At 40.5% G+C, this 26,548-nt stretch carries 22 protein-coding genes; 3 read left to right on the plus strand and 19 right to left on the minus strand.

The features are described 5' to 3' along the window. Positions 1-63: 63 nt before the first annotated feature. Positions 64-1,983 (minus strand): coiled-coil domain-containing protein, encoded by a 1,920-nt coding sequence (locus tag E2H97_RS15270; RefSeq protein ID WP_133407931.1) that lies wholly within the window; start codon positions 1,981-1,983, stop codon positions 64-66. A gap of 176 nt (positions 1,984-2,159) precedes the next feature. Beyond that, positions 2,160-3,176 carry a PEP-utilizing enzyme gene (locus E2H97_RS15275; RefSeq protein ID WP_133407932.1) on the minus strand — a complete coding sequence of 339 codons (1,017 nt, stop codon included), beginning with the start codon at positions 3,174-3,176 and terminating at the stop codon, positions 2,160-2,162. Between the two features lie 12 nt (positions 3,177-3,188). Between E2H97_RS15275 and E2H97_RS15280 the strand changes: the two genes are divergently transcribed. Next, positions 3,189-4,429, plus strand: a protein-coding gene (locus tag E2H97_RS15280; RefSeq protein ID WP_133406468.1) for an IS3 family transposase whose coding sequence is annotated in 2 segments (ribosomal slippage) — positions 3,189-3,549 and positions 3,549-4,429 — 1,242 coding nt in all. Because the reading frame shifts where the segments join, the coding sequence is not laid out codon by codon here. A 32-nt stretch (positions 4,430-4,461) separates the two neighbouring features. Here E2H97_RS15280 and E2H97_RS15285 read toward each other — a convergent pair. The 9 genes from E2H97_RS15285 to E2H97_RS15325 form a co-directional block, all read right to left on the minus strand. Further along, a complete protein-coding gene (locus E2H97_RS15285) occupies positions 4,462-4,710 on the minus strand; it encodes a DUF4282 domain-containing protein (RefSeq protein ID WP_133407933.1) in 249 nt (82 codons plus the stop codon). 334 nt (positions 4,711-5,044) lie between these two features. Then, positions 5,045-5,617, minus strand: a complete 573-nt coding sequence (locus tag E2H97_RS15290; RefSeq protein ID WP_246029013.1) for a hypothetical protein — start codon at positions 5,615-5,617, stop codon at positions 5,045-5,047. Between the two features lie 2 nt (positions 5,618-5,619). Beyond that, positions 5,620-6,816: a transglycosylase SLT domain-containing protein gene (locus E2H97_RS15295; RefSeq protein ID WP_133407934.1), complete on the minus strand. Its 1,197-nt coding sequence runs from the start codon at positions 6,814-6,816 to the stop codon at positions 5,620-5,622. 2 nt (positions 6,817-6,818) lie between these two features. Further along, positions 6,819-7,616: a hypothetical protein gene (locus tag E2H97_RS15300; protein ID WP_133407935.1), complete on the minus strand. Its 798-nt coding sequence runs from the start codon at positions 7,614-7,616 to the stop codon at positions 6,819-6,821. Further along, a complete protein-coding gene (locus E2H97_RS15305) occupies positions 7,616-8,926 on the minus strand; it encodes a hypothetical protein (protein ID WP_246029014.1) in 1,311 nt (436 codons plus the stop codon). The genes E2H97_RS15300 and E2H97_RS15305 overlap by 1 nt, the downstream gene beginning before the upstream one ends. A gap of 6 nt (positions 8,927-8,932) precedes the next feature. Further along, positions 8,933-10,303 (minus strand): hypothetical protein, encoded by a 1,371-nt coding sequence (locus E2H97_RS15310; protein ID WP_133407936.1) that lies wholly within the window; start codon positions 10,301-10,303, stop codon positions 8,933-8,935. Then, the gene (locus E2H97_RS15315; protein WP_133407937.1) at positions 10,300-11,427 is read right to left on the minus strand and encodes a hypothetical protein; all 1,128 of its coding nucleotides are present in this window, start codon (positions 11,425-11,427) and stop codon (positions 10,300-10,302) included. The genes E2H97_RS15310 and E2H97_RS15315 overlap by 4 nt, the downstream gene beginning before the upstream one ends. Before the next feature lie 8 nt (positions 11,428-11,435). Continuing rightward, positions 11,436-12,335 carry an LPP20 family lipoprotein gene (locus tag E2H97_RS15320; RefSeq protein ID WP_133407938.1) on the minus strand — a complete coding sequence of 300 codons (900 nt, stop codon included), beginning with the start codon at positions 12,333-12,335 and terminating at the stop codon, positions 11,436-11,438. Continuing rightward, a complete protein-coding gene (locus E2H97_RS15325; RefSeq protein ID WP_133407939.1) occupies positions 12,335-13,048 on the minus strand; it encodes a hypothetical protein in 714 nt (237 codons plus the stop codon). The genes E2H97_RS15320 and E2H97_RS15325 overlap by 1 nt, the downstream gene beginning before the upstream one ends. A gap of 346 nt (positions 13,049-13,394) precedes the next feature. Between E2H97_RS15325 and sigZ the strand changes: the two genes are divergently transcribed. Both sigZ and E2H97_RS15335 read left to right on the plus strand, forming a co-directional pair. Beyond that, positions 13,395-13,955, plus strand: a complete 561-nt coding sequence (gene sigZ, locus E2H97_RS15330; protein ID WP_170308323.1) for an RNA polymerase sigma factor SigZ — start codon at positions 13,395-13,397, stop codon at positions 13,953-13,955. 154 nt (positions 13,956-14,109) lie between these two features. Further along, positions 14,110-14,943 (plus strand): hypothetical protein, encoded by an 834-nt coding sequence (locus E2H97_RS15335; RefSeq protein WP_133407941.1) that lies wholly within the window; start codon positions 14,110-14,112, stop codon positions 14,941-14,943. Positions 14,944-14,989: 46 nt separating this feature from the next. Here E2H97_RS15335 and E2H97_RS15340 read toward each other — a convergent pair whose 3' ends face one another. From E2H97_RS15340 to E2H97_RS15375, 8 genes are all read right to left on the minus strand, one after another. Then, on the minus strand, positions 14,990-15,319 hold the full coding sequence (locus tag E2H97_RS15340; protein WP_133407942.1) for a 5-carboxymethyl-2-hydroxymuconate Delta-isomerase: 330 nt from the start codon (positions 15,317-15,319) through the stop codon (positions 14,990-14,992). A 15-nt stretch (positions 15,320-15,334) separates the two neighbouring features. Next, on the minus strand, positions 15,335-16,450 hold the full coding sequence (locus tag E2H97_RS15345; RefSeq protein ID WP_133407943.1) for a site-2 protease family protein: 1,116 nt from the start codon (positions 16,448-16,450) through the stop codon (positions 15,335-15,337). Continuing rightward, positions 16,450-17,469, minus strand: coding sequence for a methyltransferase (locus tag E2H97_RS15350; protein ID WP_133407944.1), 1,020 nt, complete (start codon positions 17,467-17,469; stop codon positions 16,450-16,452). Before E2H97_RS15350 ends, E2H97_RS15345 begins: the two co-directional genes overlap by 1 nt. 90 nt (positions 17,470-17,559) lie before the next feature. After that, positions 17,560-19,812, minus strand: a complete 2,253-nt coding sequence (locus E2H97_RS15355; protein ID WP_133407945.1) for a PAS domain-containing protein — start codon at positions 19,810-19,812, stop codon at positions 17,560-17,562. A gap of 310 nt (positions 19,813-20,122) precedes the next feature. Next, positions 20,123-21,223 carry a hypothetical protein gene (locus E2H97_RS15360; protein ID WP_133407946.1) on the minus strand — a complete coding sequence of 367 codons (1,101 nt, stop codon included), beginning with the start codon at positions 21,221-21,223 and terminating at the stop codon, positions 20,123-20,125. 260 nt (positions 21,224-21,483) lie between these two features. Continuing rightward, on the minus strand, positions 21,484-24,615 hold the full coding sequence (locus tag E2H97_RS15365; protein WP_133407947.1) for an efflux RND transporter permease subunit: 3,132 nt from the start codon (positions 24,613-24,615) through the stop codon (positions 21,484-21,486). 2 nt (positions 24,616-24,617) lie between these two features. Further along, positions 24,618-25,778 (minus strand): efflux RND transporter periplasmic adaptor subunit, encoded by a 1,161-nt coding sequence (locus E2H97_RS15370; protein WP_133407948.1) that lies wholly within the window; start codon positions 25,776-25,778, stop codon positions 24,618-24,620. Between the two features lie 262 nt (positions 25,779-26,040). Continuing rightward, positions 26,041-26,448, minus strand: coding sequence for a hypothetical protein (locus E2H97_RS15375; RefSeq protein ID WP_133407949.1), 408 nt, complete (start codon positions 26,446-26,448; stop codon positions 26,041-26,043). Positions 26,449-26,548 lie beyond the last annotated feature (100 nt).

Raw genomic sequence — 26,548 nt, forward strand, 5'->3', positions numbered from 1 at the left:
GCCGACGCAAGTCGGTTTTTTTGTGCCTAATTTTCAGGATCTAAACCTAAAAATTAGGGATGACTACAGCACGATTTGTGCTTCTCTAGCACGTATTGCCATTTCCCTTTGAATAAGTTCTTGTTGCTTTTGTTCAAGGAACTGATCTTTATTTTGACACTGTGTTAGGGCTGCTTGATATTGAGCTACTATTTTCTTTTTCATCACCTCAAATCCATTTCGAGCATGCTCTAAATCGGCCTGTTGCTGACTAAGCTCTGCTAACTTACGCTCTAAGTCACGTTCCCTTGCTTGTAAACTCGCTTCTAATTGTTTTGATTTTTCTTGAATTAACTTCATTTTTTGATGTTTATTCGTCATATCACTTAATTCATGCTGAAGTTTCGTTTCCCTTTCTTGGATTTCTTGCTCTCGCACAGATATAGCCGCCATACGCTCTTCATCTACTTGCTGTTTTGCTGATTTCACATTGGCGCTTGCTGCATCCCTATTTACTTGCTCAGTTAATTTAAGAATCTGTACATCTTTTTCTTCAATGATTACTTTGTATCTCTCCACTTCTTTTTTTAATTGGTCTATTTCTGTGCCTGAACTGTTGGCTTTCGCTTCTTCAAACGCTTTTTTTTCTTTATGGAATAAAGCTTGAGCTTCAAATAGTGAGCGTTGATCTTTTGCCCTAAACTCATCTAATATTTGGATCTGTGCTTTTTCCTTAAGTAGAGCTTCTTGTTGAAGCTTTAATTTTGACTCTCTTTCATCAAAAGAACGAACCCATGCAATCGCTTTCTTGCTCTCTTCTTCAATGACTTTCACTGCCTGCTCCCGTTGTTCTAAGTGTTCCTGCCAAGCCCTAAGGGAATGCTCTCGAAGACCACTATCCACAGAAAGCAAATCACTTGGATTAACTACGGGAGCTAATTTTAGACCGTCTGTAGCGGGCTTAACTCCCGACGGTAGAGTGTTATACATCAATTCTCCAGTGGAAGTGTCCACATGAGGATGAGCAAGATCAACAGGTGTCGAAGGTAAAGAAGAACTTCCATAAGCAGAATCGGACGTACTATCTCTATATTGACGTCCAGATATATGAATACTAGGTGGTTGAGGTTGGTGTTGTACTTGCTCCAGCAGTTTAACTTTACTGAGAACATTCCCAGCTATAGTAGCTTCCGATTGTGACATTGGGGTCATATCAAGAGCTTTTGGTACAGGCGGTGCTTTTCTCGTAGGCTTTCTTCTAGGTGACTCTGTTGACTCAATAACCGTTTTAGTTCCATTACCTGCTTGTGCTTTTTTAGGGGCTGATTGTGAGGGCCTTAGCTTTGAAGCTGGGATCGTTGATGGCTTTTTAGCTGGTTTGGGTTTTTCAGTTGTACTTCTTCTTGGATGATTTGCAGACGATGTTATTGCTTCCTTAAGATCATCTGGGACACTATCATATTGAGGCTCTTGCTGGAGTGAGGCCCGTTTTTTTGGTGATGATGGTTGTCTAGAGGGAAAGGACGATTGAGTAACAGTATCAGCAACCGTTGGGCTCCTTGTATCAAACTCTCCCCCAAGAGAGTATTGATATGGAACACCCTTATTAGTCGCTTCACCAAAGGTAAATGTCTGATGGGTACCTCGACTAATTAACTGTCCCTCTTTAGTTTTTGCCTTACCTCCGTTTTGACAAAATTCATGATACAAGCCTGTCCAGTTAAGCGTTCTAGCTCTACTGAGCGTATCTTCGTTCATAGTTAAATGCGGTTTGGGATTATTTAATGCCTCCGACGCTTCAGCGTTTAACTTTATTGATTCTAATTGGCCATTAACGATTTGAATATTATAGATATAGCCATCAAAAAAAGATAACTTGGCCGAGTAACTACAATGAACTGAGCCTTCAGGGGAAGAACTTACCGAATTAATTTCCTTGATAAAACAGCTTGAATAAAGCTGCCCTTTAGCTGCTTGGTCAGACAATGAAGGTTGAAAGGCCATAATATACCTTGCTCTGAAGTTACTTTTATACTGATTTAAAATATAAAAAGTTAATCGTTACTTCCAACTTAATTGGTAAGGAATTCAATCACTGTTCAGGCTGATATTTAAGTTTTTTCTCCTAAATGGATTTATGGATATACCTCACATCTATATAACTTTTAGACTTGTTCAAATTACAAATTCGGTTCATTTACCACTCTTACAATGCCATCGGAACCATCCACCTCAATCCAATCACCGTCTTTGATGATTTTAGTCGCATCGTAAACACTGCTCACACAAGGCAAGCCGTACTCTCGGGCAATGATGGCTCCGTGTTGAAGTGGTCCTCCCACTTCCATAACTACACCAGATGCATTGATAAACACCGGAGCCCAGCTTGGTTCACTGGCTTTACAAACCAGAATTTCACCTTTGTTCAACGGCTTTTCATAAGGGTCGAGTAACACTTTTGCACGCCCTTTAATTATCCCAAGAGAGATTGCCTCTCCCACAATTTCGCCCTCTTTGGTTTCAGGAAGTGCACGATAAATTTTTCCTCTGCTATCGATTATTCTCGGCCAGTCCTTGACATGCGCAACCTTGGCATACGGCGCGATATTAGCTTCAACCAACGGCATAAGTTGTAAATTACTGTCATTCTCAGCTTGGGAAACTTGTTCAACCGATAAGTTAAAAATCTGCTCCGCACTATCAATACGCCCTTCTCTTGCCCATTGGTTTCCTAACTGTAAGACTTTTCGTCTCAACAGTCCCACGGCAACAACGTACATATATTTCGGGTGGTCGCGGTAACCATTCATGTCACGATAAACCTTGGCTAGCATTACAAAGCGCTTTTCTTTACCCATTTCTCGTGCGATCTGAAGCAGTTGTTCATAAGCGGCTTCACTGCGTTTTTTCACGTTTAACGTCGCATTATCTTCTAGGTCGATTTGTTTTAATGTATTGAAAATATGAGGAAGGTTCTCAGACATTCTCGGTGTGGCAATATCAATTTCTTTGACGCCTCGACAGCCAAAGCGAGTGATGTATTCATCGTATAATTTTGTGAAATCGGCAGAGTACTCATGCTTGCTGAGTTTCTGTTTAAAGTCATCAACGGTTTGGGTTGCTATAAATAAGGCACAGAAATGTAGCTGTGCCTTTGAGCTTAAATTATTGTCCCGTCCTGAAATGTGTTTACACATTTAGGACTTATTATGACAAACCCAGATCCTACCTATATAAAACGTACACAACGTGATTATTCATTAGGCTTTAAATTGCAGGTTGTTGCAGCTGTTGAAAAAGGTGATATGACCTATAAGCAAGCTCAAAAAATCTATGGTATCCAAGGTCGCTCAACAGTACTTACATGGTTGAGAAAACACGGTAAGCTAGATTGGTGTCAACCACCGAAAATAACCATGTCTAAATCACCTAAAGCCAAAGAAACACCAGCTCAAAAGATTAAGCGCTTAGAGCGAGAGTTGAAGGATGAAAAGTTACGTAACCTATTACTTAATGAAGTCGTCGATATTATTGATGCTGAACATGGTATAGGGTTGCGAAAAAAGCTTATAGCCAAGGAGCAAGAAACCTTCAGGTACAAAAGCAAGTAAGTTTAAGCAAGGCTTGTAAGCTTCTTGGCATGACGAGGCAATCAATTTATCAAAGGGAATATAGAGATAAAAAACGGGCTATCATGTTAGCTCCAGTAAAAAATATGGTGCTAGCGTTACGGCGATTTATGCCACGATTAGGCGGTAGGAAACTGTACTATCTTCTGAAGCCTCAACTTATGGAGGAAGGCATAAAGCTCGGGCGAGATGGCCTATTCGACTATCTGAGGGAAGAACACCTGCTAATTCAACCCAAGCGTAGTTATAGGAAAACGACTAACAGTAAGCATTGGATGAAAAAGCATCCGAATTTGTTAAAGGATTACACGCCACAAAGAGCTGAAGAAGTCTTGGTAAGTGATATCACTTATGTGGAAAGTGATGATGGTGTGCATTATCTCTCGCTTGTCACTGACGCTTATAGTCGAAAAATAATGGGCTATGAATTAAGTGATGGAATGAAAGCGACAGACGTGGTTAAAGCGCTAGATATGGCTGTTAGCCATAGGTGTTATAGACGTAACGCAATTCATCACTCAGACAGAGGGTTACAATATTGCTCTGCTATTTATCAGAATAAACTTAAGCAAAATAATATAATACCCTCAATGACTGATGGTTATGACTGCTATCAAAATGCACTCGCAGAGAGGGTGAATGGTATACTGAAGCAGGAGTTCCTTGTATATCAATGTAAAAATATTGATGAATTAAAGTTGCTCATCGATGAATCAATAGCGATATACAACGATATGAGACCGCATTTAAGTTTAGAGATGAAAACACCGAACCAAGTGCATAAAAAAATCCAAGAGCAAATGCTCTTGGATTTACATTAAAACCGTCAACGTATTTTAGGACGAGACATATCTTATTCAGATTTATTAGCTATTTTGTTTAAATTTTCATGGATTTTGAACAAAACAATCAATAATTCACACCAAATTCTGGTGCCAATAACCCCTGCAATCAAAACACCTAAACCATACCAGAAACCACCACCGTATTTAGTAAACATAATGCCTAAACTTGATATCAAAGTTCCAAATAACATCAACCAATACACAAACGTGATGATCTTAGGGGTTAACATTGTATCAAAAAAGAATATCTCTCTCATTACAGTTCCTTGTTATCGTTGATTAAATTAAAAAAGGGCTTAGGGCCGATTGATCTTCCAGGCTTGAATTTTGTGCTATTTGAGCGTTTTTCTGTTCAAGGCGTCAGCAGTGAAGCTTAGTAATCTAAGTGAACTGGTCACAACACAGAACAGGAAGTGCTCAAAAGCATCTAAGACAGCGTAAATTGGTCACTTCTGCTGCGTTATAGTTTATTTATGTGGAAACGAAATAACGACAGTTGTATATGTCGGTAATAACTACACTGCACAGACTCCGTCTTGCATAAGATAACCAGTTTTTGCTACAAAAATAAGCACAAAAGTTCAACAAGCCCTAGTGCTTCATTGATTTCAATTCGCTTTCCAATGCTTTCATCGCCTTTTGAGCTTTAAACTCTTCATAAAGCGCTTGTTTTGACGTTGGATCTAATTTCTTACCTGATAATGACACTAATTCATCAAACGCTTTTTTAGGGGCAGGCATAGATACTAATACACACAATTGCTTTACGTTATCTAACTTGGCGAACGCCACTTTTTCAGGCTTTGTGCCCACTAAGTTTTGTTCCGCTACCTGTTTACTCACTTGTTCAAACGTACCACCCACGTTAGTTGCTTGCTCATGTTCAATTTTGCGTTGATACAACTTATCGAGCACCGCAGACTTTAGTTTGATCTGCTGAGTTAAATCGGCTCTCGCTGCTGCGACTGCTTGTGCTTTATCTATCGATAAACTGCCTGACCAAGGTACACATGAACTGGAAGCAAATGCATGCTCTAATGTTGGCTGAAGTACCCAACTCGGTACACTATCGTCGTTATGAAGCGGCTTCGATTCTGTCGTCGACGTTGACTTACACGCACTTAAACAAAGCAGTAAGCTTAGAGTCATTATTGATTTTTTCATGATTAAATTCCTTTTAGATGTTGTTCGTAGCTTTTCGAACGAGCCTGAACTTTCTTTAAATAATTTCGAGTTTCTTGTGCGGGTAAATCGCGTAAAAGCTTGCTGTAGATCTCATCAGGAGACATTAAATTCGCTTTAATTGCTGCTTGTCGTAACGATTTGGTGCCTGTTAGTGTTTTTGCCACATTGCCGATACCGGTGTTATAAGCCGCAATACTAAGGTAGGTTTTTGCCTTTTGATTTCTCACGTGCTTGAAATAACGATTTTGTAATAAATGCAAATAAGCACTACCCGCTTCAATGTTATTACTGGCCTGATATAAGTATTCAGGTGTATAGAGTTTCGGCTCACCAAGGATAAATTGGCTCACATCCTTACCTGCTGTTGAAGGAACAATTTGCATCAAACCAAATGCAGGAATGGATGAGCGAGCCATTGGATTAAAACTGGATTCAGTATGAATGATTGCTAAAAGCAATGATGGTGGGAGTTTCCAGCGCTCAGACTCTGATTTTACTTGGTTTAAATACGGTTGTGCTTTTTGATAAAAAGATTGTTTAGGTAACGCGTAGGTAACAGTGACAAAGTCTTTATCTTCTTTTACTACGGGCGCTTCCGTTAATACTTGTGTAAGTACAGCGGGCTTAATGATTGGTTGTTCTTTCAGCCCCTTTAGTGCTAATGGTTTCTGCTCAATAATTACTGGCTTAGTTAGCTTCTGCTCTCTCTTCGTTTGAATTTGCTGATTGACCTTAATCGCCTTAACCACTTGACGCACGATTGGATCTGATTTTATCGCTTGAGTTGGAGTGGTACGGCTCAATTGGGTTAACTGAGTCTTAGCTTGAATCAGAACATTATGCTTGATCACCTCTTTTTTGAGTTCAATTTGAACTACGCCTTTTTCATAATCGACTTTTGTACGCTGATTTAAATCTTCACTGTAACTGACCCATACTTTTTTACTTGGCAGCTCTGCGGTTTCCCACTTTTTAGAAATGCGTTTTTTATATTCCGCTTCCGCGTTTTTCCATTCTTTTTCAAACTGCTGAAATTCTTGCTTTATCTGCTGTTGATATTGTGAAAACTCAGACTCATGATTTTTAAGAAACGCCTCAAACTCAGGATCGTTATCAGCATAAACGGCAGAGGTGTATATCAAGCTGGTCAACAAAATCCATTTATTAGTCGGTAACATGATTATTCCCTAAAATAACTGTCTAAATCATCAGCGGTTTGCTGCTCTTGCTGCTCTAACTTTTGTTCAATGCTTAATTTAAGCTTTCGACAATTTAAAGAATCACATTCTGCAACATACTCGTAAGCTTGTTTTAGCTGGTTATGATTGAGCAAAGCGTTACTCACAACTTGTTTTGATTTAGCAAGCTTTAACTTTTCAGGCTGTAAGTGATATTTCTGGATATAAGCCAATTGCTTATCTTTGGCCGCATTATGAACAATTAACGAAATGGCGTCATGATGTGTACTTGGGTGATTAATCGCATAAGGTAATACTGACTTAAGCTTAAGTTTCTTCGTATTTATATCTCTTTCAGTATTAACGATATCCCAAGCGTAGCGTATGGCTAAACCTGCTAACGTTTCCGATTCTGAACTTACTTTTACTGTACCTTGACAATACCACCAAGAAGATTGCTTCTGTTGTTGGTAGTCATCGATTGATGCATTTATATAGTGAACAGAATCCGGAATATCAAAAGTCAGTAACCGATGTTTTGTGTCACCATTATTATTATGAAGGCTTAGCTCTAATTCGGATTTAAGCTTGCGCTTAAGTTGCTGTACAGTCGGTAAAGTCAATGCCCGCCGACAAGCCTGCTCAATAGCAGGCTTGGCGTTGGGATTGAGGAGCATAACTCGAGCCCCATTCTCGACAGCTTGTACTTTAAAAAAGCCACTCTGTCGTGTTATGAGACTTTCAACTTCAAAATCAGCTCCAGTTACACTTAATGTCAGCAGCAAAAGGCTGTTGATCATTAAAGATCTCCCTTTTTAGACACTTGGCCAGAAGCGGCTTTCGGGTTTTTCGCTTTATCGTTTACACCGCCTTCGGCAATAATTTTGCGCCCTGAACGGCTTACGACACCTTGCCCTTGGATTTTACTGACCATTTCAGCATTGGCTTTTTTCGCTGCGGCTTCTAAGCTAGGCGCGTAAACTGAAATGGTGTACTGCCAATGTCCATCAGCGCTAGTAAAGCTTTTAGAGCTTACGCCTGCCGGTAACTTCCCTTTGGCAATAGTGGCATACTCTTCGCTTTCTTTCATTTGGTTAACAAACTGGTTGCGGTCAGCGTCCAGTACCTTAACTTGCTGAGGATCGTTTAAATTAGGATCGTCATATTCAAACTGCTGAGCGCTTTCCATTTGGCTTTCATCAAAACGTCCTTGCCAATACACTTTTTCGCCTTTCATGGTGGCTAACAACGCAGAGCGAGAGCGTGTTTGCGATTGGCGCTTAGCACTTTTCTTCAATTTACGAGCCATGCTGGCATTTCGATTTTGACGAATAATGGCCGAACCAAAACCTAATACAATCTTTTCACCCGTTTCTGCATGAGAAAGAATTTTAGCGCCTACTGGTGGCAATACGCCGCTTTTAATATCTGCAACCACTTGTTTAAAGATGCTATTCGGATCGGTATTGACCACTACTGCACCATTATTTTGGCTAATTTGAGCACGAGTTTTTGGCGTTGAGATAAGGCTGACACGAACCAACTTACTTTGTGCATCATCATTAACATCAAAGGTGACAAATCCTGCTAGAGAACCTGATACAGCTTCCTGACAAGCTTCTTTCATTGCACTGGTCGAGTTAGCAACACTGTCAACACCAGTATCAATAGCATCCATACTCTCTGCAACTAAGTTGCTACATTGGTGCTCTACACCTTTCATGTTTTCAATCAATTGCTTTTTGGCGATCAAATACGCTTTGTTATAAGCTGCGCGCTTAGAAAGCAGAGTCGCATTGATATTGTTATAACTGGTATAACTGGCACTACCGATGGATAAAATCCCAGTACCACTTCCAACTTGCACCATTTTGATGCCATCTTCGTCATCTTCAAGTAATTGCTGATGAGCTACGGCAACGGCGGCTTGAGCAGCAACTTTAGTGTCAGTTTTGGCTACGACAGCATCACCACTCACCTTTACATCTTGAGCGCCTACAACTTCTTGGTTAGGTTTTGCAGGCAGTAAATCATCAAGGTTAAAATTGTCATTAGCCAGTGCAGTAAATGACATAGAAAGAGTCAGTGCAATTAGTGTTTTTTTCATCATGTGTCCTTACAGGTAACTGAGTGTATAGCTGTTTTTAATTTTTACGTTAGGAACGTTTTTTACTGCAATAGCCGATAATGCCATATTCAGGATATTGGCAAGTTCACCATTACCGCCTTTGTATCTCACCAAGGCAACTGAGTGATCATGTTTCTGCTCAAGAGAAACATGGCTAACACCAGCAAGTGAATTGAGTACTTGAATAAGTTCAGCCTTATTTTGTATTAAGGAATTAGGAATGAGTAACTTGCGCTGAATACCACCGCGAGCCACTACTTGAGTAAAGCCCTTTTGCAAACTTTCAAGTAACGCGAGATGTTGCTCATCGTTTGCTAAGTGAACTTCAGTGAGATCCGCAAGCACATGTTCATCATATGGCAATGCCAGTAATGAAGGATCGTTTTTCCATTGAGAGTAAACATTATTATTTACATCATGCACTTTAACGGATAAATGCAGACGTCGGTTTTGTCCCGATCCTCTTAACTGAGAGTCAGCAGACACTTTTAATGCAGAGTTATCGCTGATCTCAATACCTTGTTCACTTAACCAAATCGAAATAAGTGACTTAAGGGGTTCTGAAGCGATTAAACTTACCGTGGGTGAACCGATTTGCTTAAGGAGTTGTGAGGTTTGTTGGATGAGCGGCTGCTTTTCCACTAAGACTTGAAGCGTCACTTGTATGCCTTGCTGCTCAATTGGCTTAGAGGCCAAAGTACGCCACTCTTTGATCAATCCCTCAGTATGCATGGATAACTGCTGACCAATCACATCCCGCATCTGCATTTGTTCGGTATCATTATCAATCGATGTTTGAGTTAACGAAGACTGACTATGTTGCTGACTGAGCCACACGCCAACCACTTGAGATAAAGCACGTTGTAATGCATCTTGTTCCGCATTTTGGCGTGCATTATTATCTGTCGTTTTCCAGCCTTCACCTATAACCGTTACACTAACGTCTTTGGCCCCATCGTCCCAATTGAGATCGCTTTCTTCAACAGATTGCTTCAGGGCTAAACTCACCGTTACACAAGTATCATTACCTTGCAGTACTGGTGACGAGGTATCTAACGTTAAAGCCTGTTGTTGTAATCCCTCAAGTAATAATTCTCTTTGTGATGAATACGTTTTTGCCGTTTCATCATTGATTTGAATATCTTGCTTGCTCCCACTCAAACTCAGTTGCTTATGAGCACGCAAAAAAGCAGCAATTTCAGAAGCCCCTTGAGCTTTAGCACCACTGATCGCAATAGCCCCACGCCCATAGGCGCAGGCATGAGTTTGCAAGGTTCCATCCTGTAGAACAATGACTTCTGCTTGTAAAGGTAAGCTTAATCCACATAGCAGAAGTCCTTTCCCTAGTGGTTTTATCATGTACGGTTCTCCAAAAAGTCTTTTGGCGTTCCTACAGAAACAGCAAAAATCTTCGAACCACTTGCAGGACGGTAGATACCATTTTCAGATTGAGCTTTGATTTGATCGGCCAGTTTATTATCTTTCCAACGGATGATTTTACCTGTGGCGCTATTTTTGGATGGCATGACATGAGCCACCCCAATAGGATCAACAAAGCCTGCTTCATAACTGAAAATGATCATGGTTTCATTGGGAAGTACTCCGGCATTTTGGCCTCTATCCAGACTGATTTGGTTGCCCTTAATGCCCAAAACCTGAGCGGTAGAAGGCATTTCAGATAGCATCCGCGTCAACAAGATATCAATGCCACGAGAGGCCATGTCATTAATCACTGCATTCACATGGGCGCCATCGAAATAACGGAAACCACTTAAGTAGCGATTACTGGCTTTAACGTATTTCATCTCTGCACGATCACGTACATCTTCAGACTTAACACGAATTTTGCCTAAATTCGGGTGTGACAGTTTTTCGCGAGTGTATGGATTAAGCACAGAGCTGGTTAACTCTAGGGTGTAATCCATCCAGCTGGTGATGCTGCCTTCGCTTTTAACGGTTCTGAGTGAGTCAAGCTTGACCACAAAATCAGGTTGTAACACACGTTGCTGAGAAACTTTTTTCGCTAATGCTTTTGCACCTTGTTGCTCAAGAAAGATTTTTTGCTCTTTAGAAACGGTATTGTCATCTCGGGTAATGATTCGAAAACGATTGATCCCAGCGAATTGATTCTCAAGCATCATCAACAGGCTATGATCTTCAAAGGCTCTTAATGCATCAACACCTTCACCTTGACCCGCGACTTTTGCGACATCAAAGTACATACGAACAATTGGTTTTTTCAGCGGGCATCCATCTCTTTCATTATTTGGATTAAAAGTGCAACGATCTAAACCTTGAGTATCGAAATACGCAGGTACTGTGATATCACTGTCCTCAAAGTCATAAGCACTTTTGGCGACTAATGCGCTTGAAGCACGGTTAGAGACTTTTGTTTTTTGAGTTTGTGATGAAGGGGTACTTTTACAGCCAGCTAATAAGGCTAGAGTAATGGCAGATAATGTTAGAGTTTTGATGAATTTCATTTCGCTTCCTATTGCGCTGATTCCCAAAGACTAATAGGTTGTTGCAGTTGTGAACTTAGCTGTTTGATAGCAATGCCTTTGGCTTTTTGTATCGATTTTGCTTTAGCCATCACTTCAAATTGATAAGTTTTAATGGGTAAAAATGGATCGGACGCTTGCATAAATTGAATGATGAATGAGGCTTTGGCATGCTTGTATCCATGAGCGGTTGCATGCTTCCATTGTATGTTTGGCCTTATCCAAATTTCGTGGTTACCACCACAAGGTAACTGACGCTCAATATGAGTTTGAAACTGGGCCGTTTCTGAATCAGTCACGACGCGACAACTTAAATTGCGCCATACTCGATTAAACTGTTGAGTCACTTTTGCTAGCAAGATTCGATATGTCGATTGTGAACCTGAAAGCATTTGGTATATATCAACAAGATCAGCATGCCTTGCTAATTTACCCTGATTTTCAACAACCCAAACAAACTGCTGTTCAATATGAGATTCTGGGACAGATAAATGTTTGAGGTTTACAAGCTCAGAGTCGATAACTTGAATTAATCTACGCTTCTTGATACCGATTTGTACCGCAAACTGGTTTCGTTTTGTCGATGAATTTAACGACTCAATTCCGACTAACTTAAAAGGTAAAGTTTTAGTTTGAGTACGCTGAGTAAACTGGTTGGTCGTTTGCTGGTTATTTTTTTCTAACCATTGAGAAGTGTTAGTATTAACTTGTACGAGTAATTGCGCAGTGATCTCTGCCAAGGCTGCATTTTCAGCCTCAGCACGAGAAGCTCCAACACCCACACCTGTTATATACTCAGGCTTGGCTGAATTAGTTGTCACCCATTCAGGCCAAGCCCAAGAAGAATGTGAGCAAAGGAAAAGAGCAATACCAAATAGGTATTTACTCATTACAGTTTTTTGCCTCTTGACTCATGCTCAGCTTGCAAAGCCTCGATGGCTTTTACAATATCTTGCTCTGTTGAGATGATTTTGTTCGCATCCATCGCGAGAGATAACTGATCTTTTGCTTTTAACAGCGCACTACCTAAGTCTTTTGAGTCGTCTTTCTTTTTGTCATCTGAGGTGAATGATGAAAATAAAGAACCTGCAGCTCTAAGGGCCGTTGCCTTAGCCACTTCAGTTCCATGCTGAGATAAGATAATGGCAGACTGTGCAACTTCTTTGGTGATTTCCAAACCAAGCTCAACATTTGAGTCGAAAACTTTTTCGCTCGCTTGTTGATATAGCGCGATTTTATGACCGATTTTCTCATCGTCAGTTTTTGCACCTGCATCAAATTCCGCAATGGCTTGAGCAAGCTCTTCTTTGTTTTTATCTTTATTAACAAAAAGGAAAGACTGCACATCACGATATGTTTCTGACTGATGATAATACTCTTTCATCACATTACGCTGACGTTTCAAAATAGCCGCAGACAAATTCAAAAACTCATCCACACCTGGCTGGATTTTTACTTTTTCGTATCCAAGCTCATCCATTTTGACGGTTAGAGCTGAAATAGCTTTACTTCTATCGTGGGAACCAGCGGTTTCATCTGAAGTAGATGCACAACCCATAATAAGAGTGGAAGAGAGAATTGAGGCAAGTAGCGCTTTTTTCATCGATTTAATTCCTTGTAAATAGCAGGACAAATAAGCAATGGAATTCATCACATTGACTCACTTTGTTGCTCACTCATCCTTGAACTTCTTCAATTTATATTATTTTTATTTATTAACAAGTGGTTTCAATAGAGCAAGAACTCAACTGAGCATTTTTTATACGAAACAGTATCTTAATGCCACTTTAGAATGAGTAAAAGACTCTACGAAGTTTCATTGAGTACTGTAATAAATTACAGCTTAAAGAATGGTCATTAAACTAATATGACATAATGTGATGCCAGATCTACTCGTCTTTTTAAAAATAAAAGCGTCTTATAAATGTAAAGCAGTACAAAGGTCAAAAATGAACATTGAACAAATTTGGCAGCAATATCACTCGAGCTTATACCAGTTTTTGTTATCTAAAGTTTCTTCACCAGAAGAGGCTGAGGATATTCTGCAAGATGTAATAATTAAAAGCCTTAAATCCATTAACCAATTGCAAGATTCCACTAAATTAAAAAGTTGGCTATTTCAAATCGCTAAAAACAGTGTAATGGATTTCTACCGCAGTAAAGCACGCAACAACATTAACAATACAGACTTGACTGAAGTGGACGTAAAAAAAGAGTGGAATACAAACGAGAGCAATATCTATACTGAGTTAGAGCATTGTATTCAACCTTTTGTTCAGGCGCTTCCTGAAGCTCAACAAAAGATGTTGATTGAGATTGATCTAAATGGCCTGTCGCAAAAAACATTTGCCGAGCAACATCAATTGCCATACTCAACCCTAAAATCACAACTCAAGCAAAGCCGAATAGCGTTAAAAAGGCTGTTCTCACAATGCTGTCAGTTTGAAGCGAATGATAAAGGTGAGCTAATCGACTTTACCCATCGTCAATCTAATTGCTCAGATTGTTAAACTCTATCTTTTATCCATTTCAGTATTTTCTCTTGGTATACCTTGAACTCAATAAATTGAACCTATCCTGACTAGTCTTTCATCTATTTTGATGTTTGATATTAAATCCTGATATTGATGCATTCACTGAAAAATACAAAGATGAGTTTATGTTATGTTTGAAGCAACTTTCGACCCATCTAAGTCACCAGTTTTAATAGGTTTTTTAACAAAGGCAATACAAAGTACAGAAAGTGATACTATTTACTCTGGCTTGTTTAGAATTGCTGGATTTAATTTCAAAGTCACATTTGATCAAGGTGGAGCAGCAATTTCTGTTGTTTCGAGCTTTTTTGTTATTGACGAAACGTCACACGCTCCCAAGCAAACCAAGGAAAACCCTGACACAGTATCTGGAGAAGTGGAACAGCAGTACTCAAGAAAATTAAAGCAGTTTTGTTATTCCGATATAATAGAGGGAGCTAAAAAAAAGGGGCGTATTCGAACTGACACAAACACTACGCCTGCCGTTAACTTTCTTGAAGAAGCAAGATGGGGTTTGAAAAACTCAAAGTTCCCTAAGCCATCTGACTCGGGTGCAAGGCGACCAAAATTCCCCATTAATAAAGCAGAAAGAACAACATCACCTTATCCTTTGCTTAACGACGACAAACCTACCTCGACCGTTCCGTTAAGCTCATCAGCTGACCTCCTGCAAGGACACAAACTACCTGAACAGGCAAGCACGCAAGAAATTGAAACCATTAGTCAATATACCCAGCAGTTATCACGACAAGCTTCAACGCCAGAAGAAACACCCAATCTTGTTTTCCCCTCTCCTATTACACTTCAGCCCAATCAAAAATCAGCTCCAAGTAAAGTCGCTTCACCACACCCAAGCGGTGTTAAAACAATGTTGACTGAACAGCAAAAACAACAATTAGAAAAGATTAAACTTCGAGAAAGCACCCCCTCCGCTCAACAGCAAATGAAAAGAACCTTACTTTAACACCCAAAAACGGCTTAATAACCTACATCAAATGCAAAGTTAAGTTTCACGTTAAAGCCCTCTTATAACTCTCACGGTCGATATCGACCACTTCTACGGTAATGGAAACATCATCGTAACTCAGCGCCGACAATTGGTTTAGGACTTTTTCTGAAAGATCCAGCTTTTGTTCTTGGGTTCTTCCTGAAAGAATTTTTAAGGTCACGTGGATAAACGCAGAACGCTTAAAGCCCACTTGATAAAATTGATAAGGTAAAGCTCGCACTTTAATCGCTTTACTTTCAAACAGGCGTGAACTTAATGCGCCTTTAAATACCGCTTCCATTAATACATCAGCGTTAAACTCATTAGAGTGTTCAATAATACAATGAGGCACAAGACTTCCCTATTATCATGATTGTAAGATCTTCATCGGTAACGACAATAATGGATCACCACTTTTCGCCGTAAGCCAGATCACCGCCATTAATCCAGCTACCGTTAAGGCGTACCAGACAAAAGAGAAAATCTGTCCGTATCTATCTAAGGGTAAGAGGTGAGTGTGATGTCGACTTCGCCATTCTAAAATTATCTCAATCGAGCCTATCGCAAGTAAGAAACCAAACAAGGTCATGCCAAAATAGTAGCTAATGGCAACACCAAATACCGCACCTGCAATACAAATGATCAAGCCCACTGCGCTGTTCATTGAAAAGCTGACGCTTTTAATTAAGTGTCCGCCATCAAGTGGCAGAATGGGTAACATTTGGAATAAATTGATCAAAGCACTGAGAGACGCCAAACCAGCAAACAGCATGTTATCCGTGATCCAAAATGCAATAAGGCACACCCAAGCCATAATCATCCCAAAGGTCGGCCCCATTATGGAGATCACTACATCTTGCCAACGAGTATTTATCTTCTGATCAGTAAGTGCCAATCCCCCCATAAATGGGATCAGATAAAAGCCTTTGGTTTTCATACCAAAGTACTTCATGGCTTTTACATGGCCGTATTCATGCACCACCAGCACCGCTATTAACGCAAGAGCAAATTGGAATGAAAATAACCACGAATAGGCCGCTAAGCTGGCTCCCGCCAATACCACTTTAATGACCTTAGCACTTTTAAGTAATTTAAAACCTAAAGAAACTAAGCCTAACACTCCCGGTTTTCTGGCTTCTTGTTTCGAAGTTTCTACAGGCGTTTGTTGTTCTATATCCTTAGTATTACGCTGCCCATCGGTTAGCGTTTGCCCATCCACTTGCAGTTGATAATCTAATTCAAAGGGTTGCCACTTTAGGTCAATGTCCAACTTAACTTTGATGGTTTGGGGCTCAGGTTCGGCATCTTGTTCCACTTGCGGTTGGGTACTTAGCTCAAACTCATGGCTAAATTGCCCCTCGTAATTTTCACTTGCTGGGCATCCAGCAACAGGGGTATTGTCCCAATACAGCTGTTGCCAGCCCGCCAACGAAGCCTCTAAGCGTAGCTTTTTCCCCAAACAGTCAATGTTTAATATTTCCATTAGTTTTGATAGACCTTGTATTTGTTATTTTCAGCCGCGGTATTCACTTTACCAAAGTGTTGCTGCAACGCATCTGAGTATGGAAGATGGCGATTAGCCACGATTAAGAATACACCTCCTGCAGTTAATGCATTGGCACTGTCTTTCACAAATCGCTCTGCAATGTCCGTCGTCGACACTAAGCCATCATGAAAAGGAGGATTAGAGACGATGCCATCTAATTCCCCTTCCACTTGTGCTAAACCGTCTGATGGATAAACTTTTGCACTCAGATTATTGGCTTTTAACGTCAATTCACATGACAACAAAGCCATGGCATTAATGTCCACACATTCCAATTGCAATTCGGGCTGAGCTTTAAGTAAAGCTGCGGTGATCACGCCTGCGCCACAACCAAAATCTAAAACTCGACCGTGAAATTCAGTCATGTTTTCTAATAGTAATGCCGTGCCTGCATCCAGTTGTTTTTGGCTAAACACCCCGACCATATTACAGATGGTCACTTCGCCCTGTGGTGTTGGTAGCACATACTGATTACACCATTCCTGTACGGAAAACTCAGAAGTACTTTCCAGCAATTCGCTCGTATAGAGTAAACAATGACGAGCATTATCAAGCTTGTTGGCTTTAGAAAAGAAATTTGGCAAAGTTTTTGGTGCGGATTTAATACCACCTTTGTTTTCACCGACAAGGAATAAACTGCCACCGACTGCCAGATATTGAGCAGCCAGTTGATATAAATAACCCGCTAATGGCTTGGCTTTAGGAAAGTAAATGATAACGCTATCAAAGGTCTGAACCTCTGGTAACTGATGACCAAATTTTACCGACAACTTATCATTTTGATGTGGCTTAAGTTGCTGGTAGTGGTTGTAGTCCAAAGCCAAAGCCGTTACCGAATCAGCAGAATCCAATAACTCTTTTGCTAAATGATCGGCTTCAATATTGAGTAACAATACCCGTTGCTGTGAAAAATAATCTTGATTTCGAAGCACTAATTGCGATGGGTTGGTTAACACTGTTTATTCCATTTAATAATTTTTCAAAGAAAAAAGAAGTGAGTTACAGGCAATATGTAATTCACTTCTTTTCTATATACAAGCATTGTATCAAGACTCTTCACCCGGTACATCAAAGCGGGTAAAAGCTTGACAGATATTCTGTTCGGCATTTTGTTTTGCGCGTTGCAAGGCGATTTCAGCATTATCCATAAAGGTCTTTAGGGACTGACCTTGATGGTATGAAACAATACCAATACTGATCCCTTCTGATAGACCAATTTCATCAAGACGATTATAAATTTCAACGGCAAATTGATGCGCTTCGTCTGAGCTGGTATTGGGCAGCATAACCATTAGCTTACCCAATTGATATAAAGCCAATTGATACGCTTTTGGTAGCTCAAGTAATAGCCTAACCTCAATATCGTGTTGACGCTTTTCAAGCTTTTCTATGTCACTCATATGACTAAATACGCCAACAGGGGTGATATCTAACAACATCATACTGGCATATAAGCGTTTGTTTTCATCGAGACTAGAGAAATAGCTTTCGACTTCTTCATAACCGGTCAAAATTCGGCTGCGATGGGGGATCTTTTTTTCTTTTTCAACTACGAACGAACTTATCGACGGAATGAAGCTACAAACAAACAAGTCGAGCTCGTGCGAGTCGGCATCAGCATGGTCGATAACCACATCAAAACATACTTGTTGGCCATTATAAAAATATTGAGTATTGCCTCGCCACAGCCCTTTTAACGCCAGTTGTTGCTGAATATGACCCCACTGCTTTTCAATTTCACCCCCCAATAAATAGGTTAAGCTGTCTGAGCTAGACTTGAGCTTAAATGCTTGATCAAACTGACTATTCGATTTTTGGATCCGACCTTGAATATCAACGAGCACTACAGGAATTGCAGTTTCACTTATTTGATAGTACAGAGCCGCTTGTTCTTGTAATTTCCTAGATTCGGTAATGTCACAAATACTGATCAGGAGGTATTCATCTTTCACTGCATTAGCGCTCTGTATCAAAGGCAATGAAGAAAAGGTCACTGTTAGTACCCCTAAATCAGCATGACGAAGATCTAACTCCTGCTGATGCTGCCCGTTCTCTTGATAAGATTTGATGACCTGAAGATATTGTTGGTGTTCCCACTGAAAAATTCGCATAACATTGCGATCGGTTAACTCTTCTTTGACAGTGGATAATAAAGAGGCCGCGGTTGAATTAGACGCAATCACTCGACCATCTTCAGTGGCAATCAGTAACCCTCTATCGTCTTTAAACAACTGATTAACCAGCTCCATATTAAAAAATCTGGCGCGTCTTTCTATTGTAAAACGGTGTAATAACACAATAACGCTACTAATAAGCAAGGTCAGCAACACAGCAAAACCCACTAAAATGAACTGCCAATGTGCAAACTCTTTTTTAATGTCAGCATCATGAATTTTTGATAAGAAAAAATACGGGTTAGTGCTGGAACTGCTTTCTCCGAAGTCAACTTTTAAGTACACATAGGTTGAAGCCTTACCATAAAATTCACCAAATTTTTTGATATTAATGGCGTTCCAAAGCTCTGGGTACTGTGTACTCAGATGCATACTTCTCTCATCGTTAGTCTCTCGTTTGGCACTGGAAAATTTATTACCATCAAACATTCTTCCCTTTGAATCTAATAAAACCAGAGGTGACGAGCTGCCACCAAAATTGGGTTTAATAGATTGTAAGGTACGATTTATCGAGTTAAAGGTGACAAAGAAACCCACTAATTTTTTTTGTGGGCTCACGACTTTAATGATTTGAAACTGATAAGGCTCCAACACACCATTAATGGCTATCTGATGGATCTGAGAGGAATACACCTCCCCTTCTCGCAGCAAATACAATTTTGTCAGCAAAGACTGCGACAAAATAGGCATTATTTTTTGATTTTGTGTAACCAGTCTTCGATACCCAGCCGCATCATAAAACGCGATCGATAAAAGCTCGGGAATATCTTCAGTCAAATCCATCCAATGTTTATTCAACTGCTCATGCCTAGTATTACTTGGACTTTGCAAAAAATGAATAAAGGTCTCGCTGGAAGCAAAGGTTCTAATTCGAAAGTTTTGAAACGCGACTTGATCGGCAAGTAAGGTACTAAAAGTTTGTAGTTCACTGTACCTTTGTGTTGCCCACTCCCTCGTTAATTGCTTTTGGCCCAAGCTGATTGCAATATTGGTTACGATTATCATTGCAATCAATAACATTACCAATTGGCTGGCTAATGCTAATTTTCGTTTATAGGACCAATGTATGCCCTGAGCAGAAAATAAAGGTGCAGAAAATGGGGAAAACGGATTGAGTTTAAACATGAAATCATAATGGCATGAATACAAAGTCTAATGTTATACCATCAGTAGAGTGATTGTGAACTGATCGAGTTCTGAGATATTCGTTTTTATATCGTATCAGGTATTACTATTTAACCTGAGCTCTGTATAAAAAAATCAGTAACGTTTTGTTTTTATAGATAAGCGATAAATTCAATCTACAGTGCGGCTAATTTTGTGTAGTTCAAGGCAGAACAGTTCGTAATAGCAGGTCTATTTCGAGCTGTTCTAACACAGAAATACGCATAAGTAGCTGTGCTGTAGAGGTTTGCTTATGCAGAGTTCAGGTTATTTAAAGTTTGGTTTCTCGAAAAAACACTCCTGTCGCCACAGGAAATGTAAACCGCATTCTCAGACTGTAAGTAGAAAACACGCTCACTTCTTCTGTTAGAGAATTGTAAAAATTCATACGAGTTACAGGTTCAATATTATCAGCCGTTAATGAGAGTATATTTATCCCATTAAAGGAGATTACTGGCTTTTTACCTTCAACAACCCGTATGTTCAAGTATTCAAGAAGCAATCTTCGCAAGCCATCTTTACTGAGCATCAACAGTTTATAATGTGGGCCATAAATTTTGGTGCTAAGGTTCTTACGAATTGCATCAGATTGTGCAAATTGACGGATCATTACTGTATTTTCTGGATGTAAGCGCAACCCCGTCACAGGGCATTTGAGCGATCTTACCGTAGTGAAAAGTAACTGGATATCGTCACACACTTTACCCATTTTTTGCAATTTGAGGTTAATCTCCTGAACTCGCTTACCAAACTGCCTTGATGCTAGAAGCACTTCAACATTAGTTTGTATTCTATCGTGTTCAAAAGCTGGACGTTCATTCAGTTTACGGTCTGCATAAGATTTTGCAGAAGAGTGAGGAGTTTCAGCAGTACTAAATATTTTAATCTCAGTAACACCAAGCCGAGTTAATGCTTCAGAGAAATGCTGAGTCAAATTGACATCCCGCTTCCGACTCCGATGAAGGTTTTGAGTAAGAGATCGGCCTAGTGTTAAGCTACGACTAAAACTAAGGCTTTGAGTAAGAGAACGACTTAGTGTCAAGCTACGGCTCAAACTAAGGCTTAAGCCAAGCCCACTATCATCTCCGAAGGAATGTCTCCTCTCAGGCTTACTTGCCATAAACATCTCAATACCGTGAGTTTCTGACAAATTTAGCCTTAATTTATAGCTATGATCACCACATTGAAAAACATATCGCTCTAGTCGAATTTGTTCCGTATTCCATATTGCAGTACTTAATGCTTCAGTCGTATCTTCGAGACTGTCTGATGGTGAGCAAATACTCTCTAAACTCAATTCATCAGGCAATACTTCACCATTTCTATCTAATGGGGGATAAGATCCAACCGCTTTTATGTGTACAACTGCCACGTTAAACCTAAAAAAAGACGTAAGTCTATATATTTTAGAACTTACGCCATTTTCTTACTGCTTTACAAATTAATATTCATAAAGCGTTTATAAAGCTGAGGGGCAAACCCAATTCTAATCTTTTAAGCTTTTTACGATAAATATTCGTCGCTCCTGCGAAGGCAGGAGCCCAGCGACTTAGGCTTTGTCTAAGAAAAGGCACTGGATACCTGCCTTCGCAGGTATGACGCTATTCGTTTAAGCGAGCGGTAATTAAAGGCTCACACCAATGTTTTTGGCTGCCACCACCATTGATAGAGTCGTTGGCAATAACCACGAATGTCTTCATGGATCACGTATAAGGCTGGCATCAACACTAAAGTTACAACCGTAGCAAAGGCAATACCAAAAGCTAACGAGATCGCCATTGGAATGACGATTTTGGCCTGTAGACTGGTTTCAAACATAATTGGGATCAAGCCAACAACTGTAGTCAATGAGGTCAATACAATCGCTCTAAAGCGACGGCAACCAGCATTAACAGCCGTTTCAACAACACTCGTTCCTTGCTGTCGAGACTTGTTTATGTAGTCCATCATCACTAAGGCATCGTTTACCACGACCCCGAATAACGCCAAAATGCCATATTGACTTAATACACTCAGCGGCACGCCCAATAGCCAATGACCAAACACTGCACCGATCACTGAAAATGGGATAACAGCCATGATCAACAATGGCTGAGTATAAGATTTAAGTGGAATAGCCATTAGTCCAAAAATCGCTAATGCGACAAAGACTAACCCTTTCTTAAAGGCAGCATCGGCATCAGCCGCTTCTTGGCTTCGGCCATCGAGTGAAGTCGTTAACTGACGATACTTCTGAGTCAAACTAGGAATAAATTGCCCGTTTACTTCCGCAACAATTTTACTCGGCTCGGCGATGGTTTTATCCACATTAGCCGTAACCGTAATTGCTCTGTGCCCATCAGTTCGGTTGATAGAAGCCAAAGATTCGCCAAACTCAATTTTAGCCACCGAGCCAAAAGGCACCATGCTGCCATCTTTAGTTCGGATCATCATTTTTTCAAGATGACCTAAAGTACGACGTTGCTGTGCAGGGTAACGCACCATGACTTTCACTTCTTCACGATTACGCAAAATTCGCTGTGCTTCAAAACCGTAAAAGCCATAACGAACTTGACGCGATAAATCGGCCAGAGTTAAGCCTAACGCTTGAGCTTCAGGGCGGATCTGCAAACGAATTTCTTTACTGCCTGAAGAAAAGTTATCGCTGATCCCATAAACACCTTCGAAACTAGCCAGTTTTTGTTTTAGATCTTTCGCTGCTGCGGTTAGTTCATCAAGATTGGTCGCCATTAACCTAAAGGCCACGTCAGAGGTTGCTCCGGCTTGAGTGCTGCCATCGACGGTCAGCTTTTTAACATCGGTAAAGGTCGGGATTTCTTCACGCCATGCACGAGCAATTGCCGCACCATCAATTTCCCTATCTTCCCCCTTAGTCAGCTCAGCAAAAATGAACCCTTTGGTTCGATTGAGTACGTCGAGTTGGCTGTTTTCTAAAATCGAATAGCCAAGTTGCTGCTGCATTTTGGCATCAACACGATACAAGGCTTGCTCAATTTCTAACGTGGTTTCCAGCGTTTTTTGCTCAGAAACACCTTTATCCATTTCAAGATGCACTTGAATGAAATCCGACGGCACATTCGGGAAGAACACTTGTCTTACCGAGCCCCCATCGACCATACCTTTTGATAAGATCAACAAACCAACAAATATCGCAACCACTGTATATCGAGCCGAAACGCAAGCTTTAATAAACGGTTGGTAATAACCTTGAATAAAGCGTTGCATACCTTGATTGAACTTAGCTTTTAGTCCTAACACAGCAGACTTTGGCTTAGCTTTAGGCTTCACTCTTAAGTGACGTAAGTGAGCTGGTAAAATCCATTTGGATTCAATGAGAGAAAACACCAGACACAAGATCACAACCCATGCGATGGATTTAAAAATCTCGCCGACGAATCCTTGCGCCGCATATAAAGAAGGAATAAAGGCAACAATGGTGGTCAAGACGCCAAAGGTCGCTGGCATCGCTACACGCTTGGCGCCTGCAATCACATTATCAAGATTTGACCCTTTTTCTTCGACCTCGGTATAAACACTTTCACCAATGACGATGGCATCGTCCACCACAATCCCCAGCACCAGCAAAAAGCTGAACAAGGTGATCATGTTGATAGAAAGTGAAAACGGTTCAAAAGGCATGATAAATATTGCGCCTAAGAATGAAATCGGGATCCCTAGCATCACCCAAAATGCCAGCTTTAAATCGAGAAAGAAAGCAAGCAGAAGGAATACCAAGAACGCCCCTAACCACATATTCGACAGCATCATGTTTAAACGGCCATCAAGGTAATGGGTTAAGTCGCCCCAGTAGTTAACCGTGATAGCTTGTGGTAATTGCGACTGTTTTGCAGCGACATAATTTCGAACGTGTTCACCAATGGTTATCGCATCTTCATCATCAATGCTGGAAATTTCAATAATGGCCGCAGGTTTGGCATTAAAGCGAGTGTAGAATAGTCCCTCTTGTAAGCCGTCTTTAATATCGGCTAACTGTGATAGGAGAATTCGACTGCCATCTTGAGTCGTAGCCACTAGAATATTGCCGTATTCTTCAGCACTATAAGCTTGGCTTTGGGTTCGAAGTAAGATATCACCATCACTGGCACGAATCGCACCACCGGGTAAATCAAAAGACGAGTTTTGTACCGCTTGTGCAACATCGTTAAAACTTAGGCCATATTCACGCAACTTATTCTCAGAAACTTCAATGGCAATTTCATTATTAGGTTGATCACGTAGTTTTACCTGAGTTATTCCCGAAAGGTTAGCAATATCTTCACGTACCTCTTTGGCGATTTTTTTCAGTTCAAACTTAGAAACTTCACCTGATACCGCTACCCAAATCACACTATTTGGCACTGTTGGATGAGTAATGATGGGCTTTTCAATGTTCGCTGGAAAGGTCGATATGCTATCGACCTGTAACTTCACTTTATCCAATACATCTTGAGGTTTATAGCCAGAAGTAATTTCAATGTTAACCGTACCAACTCCATTACCTGAATTGGACGTAAGCTTTTTTACTCCTCGAATATTTTTAACGGCTTCCTCAATTTTTATGACAATGCCATCCTCAATCTCTTGAGGTGCTGCACCTGGATAGGCAACGGATACAGTAACAGTATTATTTTCCTCAGTTGGAAACATTTCTTTTTTGATGGAAAAGGCACTAAAGATGCCGCCAATCAATAACACCCACATCAACAAATTGGCTGCCACAGGATTATGGACAAACCAAGCAATCAATCCTTTTGGTTTATCCATAACTACTTACCTAATGCTAATTCAGAGGATTGTGGCACGGCGACTTCGACACCTTGGCCATCAGCCAAGCGATCGAAACGGGTCAAAGAAACTCGTTCGGTTTGACTAATACCGCCATTGATATAAACCCAAGATTCATCTTTATACACCACATCTAAATCACGAATATCAACCTTGTTATCAGTATCAATCAACGCCACAAACTCATCGCGCACAAGGTGTCTTGGTAAACGGATAAGATTTGATTGCTCCTTGCCTTGAATGTCTGCATTGACGAAGCTACCAAATTGCAAAGGCATTCCTTGCGCTAAACTTTGGTAAGGCTTTTGTACTTCAGCCACTAGATACACCATACGGCTTTGGCTATCAACCACACCTTCACTACGCACAAGCTTCGCAGGCCAGTGATATGGCTTTCCAGCTAAATCCAATTTAAGAGTGACATTCGCATTGGGTTTTGTAATGGAGTTAAGGTGGATAAGATCATCACTGGCAACGGGCAGACGAACTTCTGCAATACTGATATCTAACACTTCACCGACTTCTGCACCTTTAGTGACGTATTGACCTAAGTTCACCGCTCGGCTTTTAACAATGGCATCGTAAGGCGCGCGAATAATAGTACGTTCAAGATTACGTTTAGCACGAGATAACACCGCCTTTGCAGATTTTACTTTGGCCAACTCTTGTTGCAGCTGAGGGATACGAAGCCCTAAGCTTGGTGCTTGGCTATGGCCTTTAAACTCTACTTTTGCGACTTCCCCTCGGGCCTTCTCTGCATCCAGCTCGGCGTTGGCTTTGGCTAAGTTTGCTTCGGCTTGTAATAAATCAGCTTGGTAATCGACATCATCAATACGCGCCAGTACATCACCTTTTTTCACCATACCACCGCTGGCAAATACATCAGTTAGTTCGACTAAACGACCACTGACTTCGGCTGCCAAACGGGTTTGGTTTTTCGGTTTAACAACCCCAAACGAATCCAACACAATCGACTGCGTATAAGGTTCGACCGACATCACCTCAACAATAGGTAATACTGGAGGTGGAGGCGCTTGTTCTGATACCGCTTTGTTTTGAGTTAATAAAAAATAAAGCCCGATAAAAATTGTAATTATTATTAGTGGAGAGACACGTCTCACCCACACTGCATTCTCTTTCATAGCGCCATGTTTTCCTTCTCAGGGCAAAATCCGGCACACGTTACCAAAGAATCTGTTAATAATAAACGATTAATGTAAAAAAAATGTTAGTCAAAAAATTGGCGTTATTTAATTAAATTCAATAAGTTACGACTAACAAAACCAAAAGGTAAGCACTCACTCTCGTACAAACATAGTTCTGTAGAAAGTTAACTATTCTCTATCGATTATTTATCGGAAAGATGATGTACCACTAATATGGAATAATCAGCATTGGCATTGGTTATAACTTTGATTTCACAGCTTCGCTGCTCTTCAAATTTGCTTTAAGACGATTCTCAAACTGCTTTTCGCGTTCTAGAACCATAGATTCTAGAAGTTTCACTGATTCTCTGAGTTCGTTATTTTGTTTCACTAAGCTGTTATATTCTTTGAGCATCCGTTGATATTCAGGAACGTGAGCAGAACACACAGCTGATGGATTAAATTTAGGTTCTTCTTGGCTTGATGAGTCGCTACTGGGGATAAAAAAATGGCACTCATGCAGTGATGGTTGGTCTAGGTCACATTGATAATGAGTAAGTGGTGTAGTTTCAGTGTTAGGCGAGACAGGTGATAAACTCAAGTCTAAAACTTGAATTAGCCTTTGCTGTTCAGCACCTAGCGATATAGCAGTCTCCGAACCAGACATAATGCTCTCCTACTGATTAGGCAGGAGTACATCACACCACAAATCTTGTATATTACAAATGAATTTTCATTTATAAAAAAGCTCCGAAAACTCAATCTTC

The organism is Parashewanella tropica (genome assembly GCF_004358445.1).
GTDB classification, from domain to species: Bacteria; Pseudomonadota; Gammaproteobacteria; order Enterobacterales; family Shewanellaceae; genus Parashewanella; species Parashewanella tropica.

What these genes read in the sequence shown, in the direction of transcription:
- E2H97_RS15300 (WP_133407935.1), bottom strand. Translation starts at nt 7,616, where the DNA reads ATGATCAACAGCCTTTTGCTGCTGACATTAAGTGTAACTGGAGCTGAT.
- E2H97_RS15325 (WP_133407939.1), bottom strand. Translation starts at nt 13,048, where the DNA reads ATGAAAAAAGCGCTACTTGCCTCAATTCTCTCTTCCACTCTTATTATG.
- E2H97_RS15355 (WP_133407945.1), bottom strand. Translation starts at nt 19,812, where the DNA reads ATGTTTAAACTCAATCCGTTTTCCCCATTTTCTGCACCTTTATTTTCT.
- E2H97_RS15270 (WP_133407931.1), bottom strand. Translation starts at nt 1,983, where the DNA reads ATGGCCTTTCAACCTTCATTGTCTGACCAAGCAGCTAAAGGGCAGCTT.
- E2H97_RS15285 (WP_133407933.1), bottom strand. Translation starts at nt 4,710, where the DNA reads ATGAGAGAGATATTCTTTTTTGATACAATGTTAACCCCTAAGATCATC.
- E2H97_RS15310 (WP_133407936.1), bottom strand. Translation starts at nt 10,303, where the DNA reads ATGATAAAACCACTAGGGAAAGGACTTCTGCTATGTGGATTAAGCTTA.
- E2H97_RS15295 (WP_133407934.1), bottom strand. Translation starts at nt 6,816, where the DNA reads ATGTTACCGACTAATAAATGGATTTTGTTGACCAGCTTGATATACACC.
- E2H97_RS15365 (WP_133407947.1), bottom strand. Translation starts at nt 24,615, where the DNA reads ATGGATAAACCAAAAGGATTGATTGCTTGGTTTGTCCATAATCCTGTG.
- E2H97_RS15320 (WP_133407938.1), bottom strand. Translation starts at nt 12,335, where the DNA reads ATGAGTAAATACCTATTTGGTATTGCTCTTTTCCTTTGCTCACATTCT.
- E2H97_RS15345 (WP_133407943.1), bottom strand. Translation starts at nt 16,450, where the DNA reads ATGGAAATATTAAACATTGACTGTTTGGGGAAAAAGCTACGCTTAGAG.
- E2H97_RS15335 (WP_133407941.1), top strand. Translation starts at nt 14,110, where the DNA reads ATGTTTGAAGCAACTTTCGACCCATCTAAGTCACCAGTTTTAATAGGT.
- E2H97_RS15370 (WP_133407948.1), bottom strand. Translation starts at nt 25,778, where the DNA reads ATGAAAGAGAATGCAGTGTGGGTGAGACGTGTCTCTCCACTAATAATA.
- E2H97_RS15290 (WP_246029013.1), bottom strand. Translation starts at nt 5,617, where the DNA reads ATGAAAAAATCAATAATGACTCTAAGCTTACTGCTTTGTTTAAGTGCG.
- E2H97_RS15315 (WP_133407937.1), bottom strand. Translation starts at nt 11,427, where the DNA reads ATGAAATTCATCAAAACTCTAACATTATCTGCCATTACTCTAGCCTTA.
- E2H97_RS15375 (WP_133407949.1), bottom strand. Translation starts at nt 26,448, where the DNA reads ATGTCTGGTTCGGAGACTGCTATATCGCTAGGTGCTGAACAGCAAAGG.
- sigZ (WP_170308323.1), top strand. Translation starts at nt 13,395, where the DNA reads ATGAACATTGAACAAATTTGGCAGCAATATCACTCGAGCTTATACCAG.
- E2H97_RS15275 (WP_133407932.1), bottom strand. Translation starts at nt 3,176, where the DNA reads ATGTGTAAACACATTTCAGGACGGGACAATAATTTAAGCTCAAAGGCA.
- E2H97_RS15305 (WP_246029014.1), bottom strand. Translation starts at nt 8,926, where the DNA reads ATGATGAAAAAAACACTAATTGCACTGACTCTTTCTATGTCATTTACT.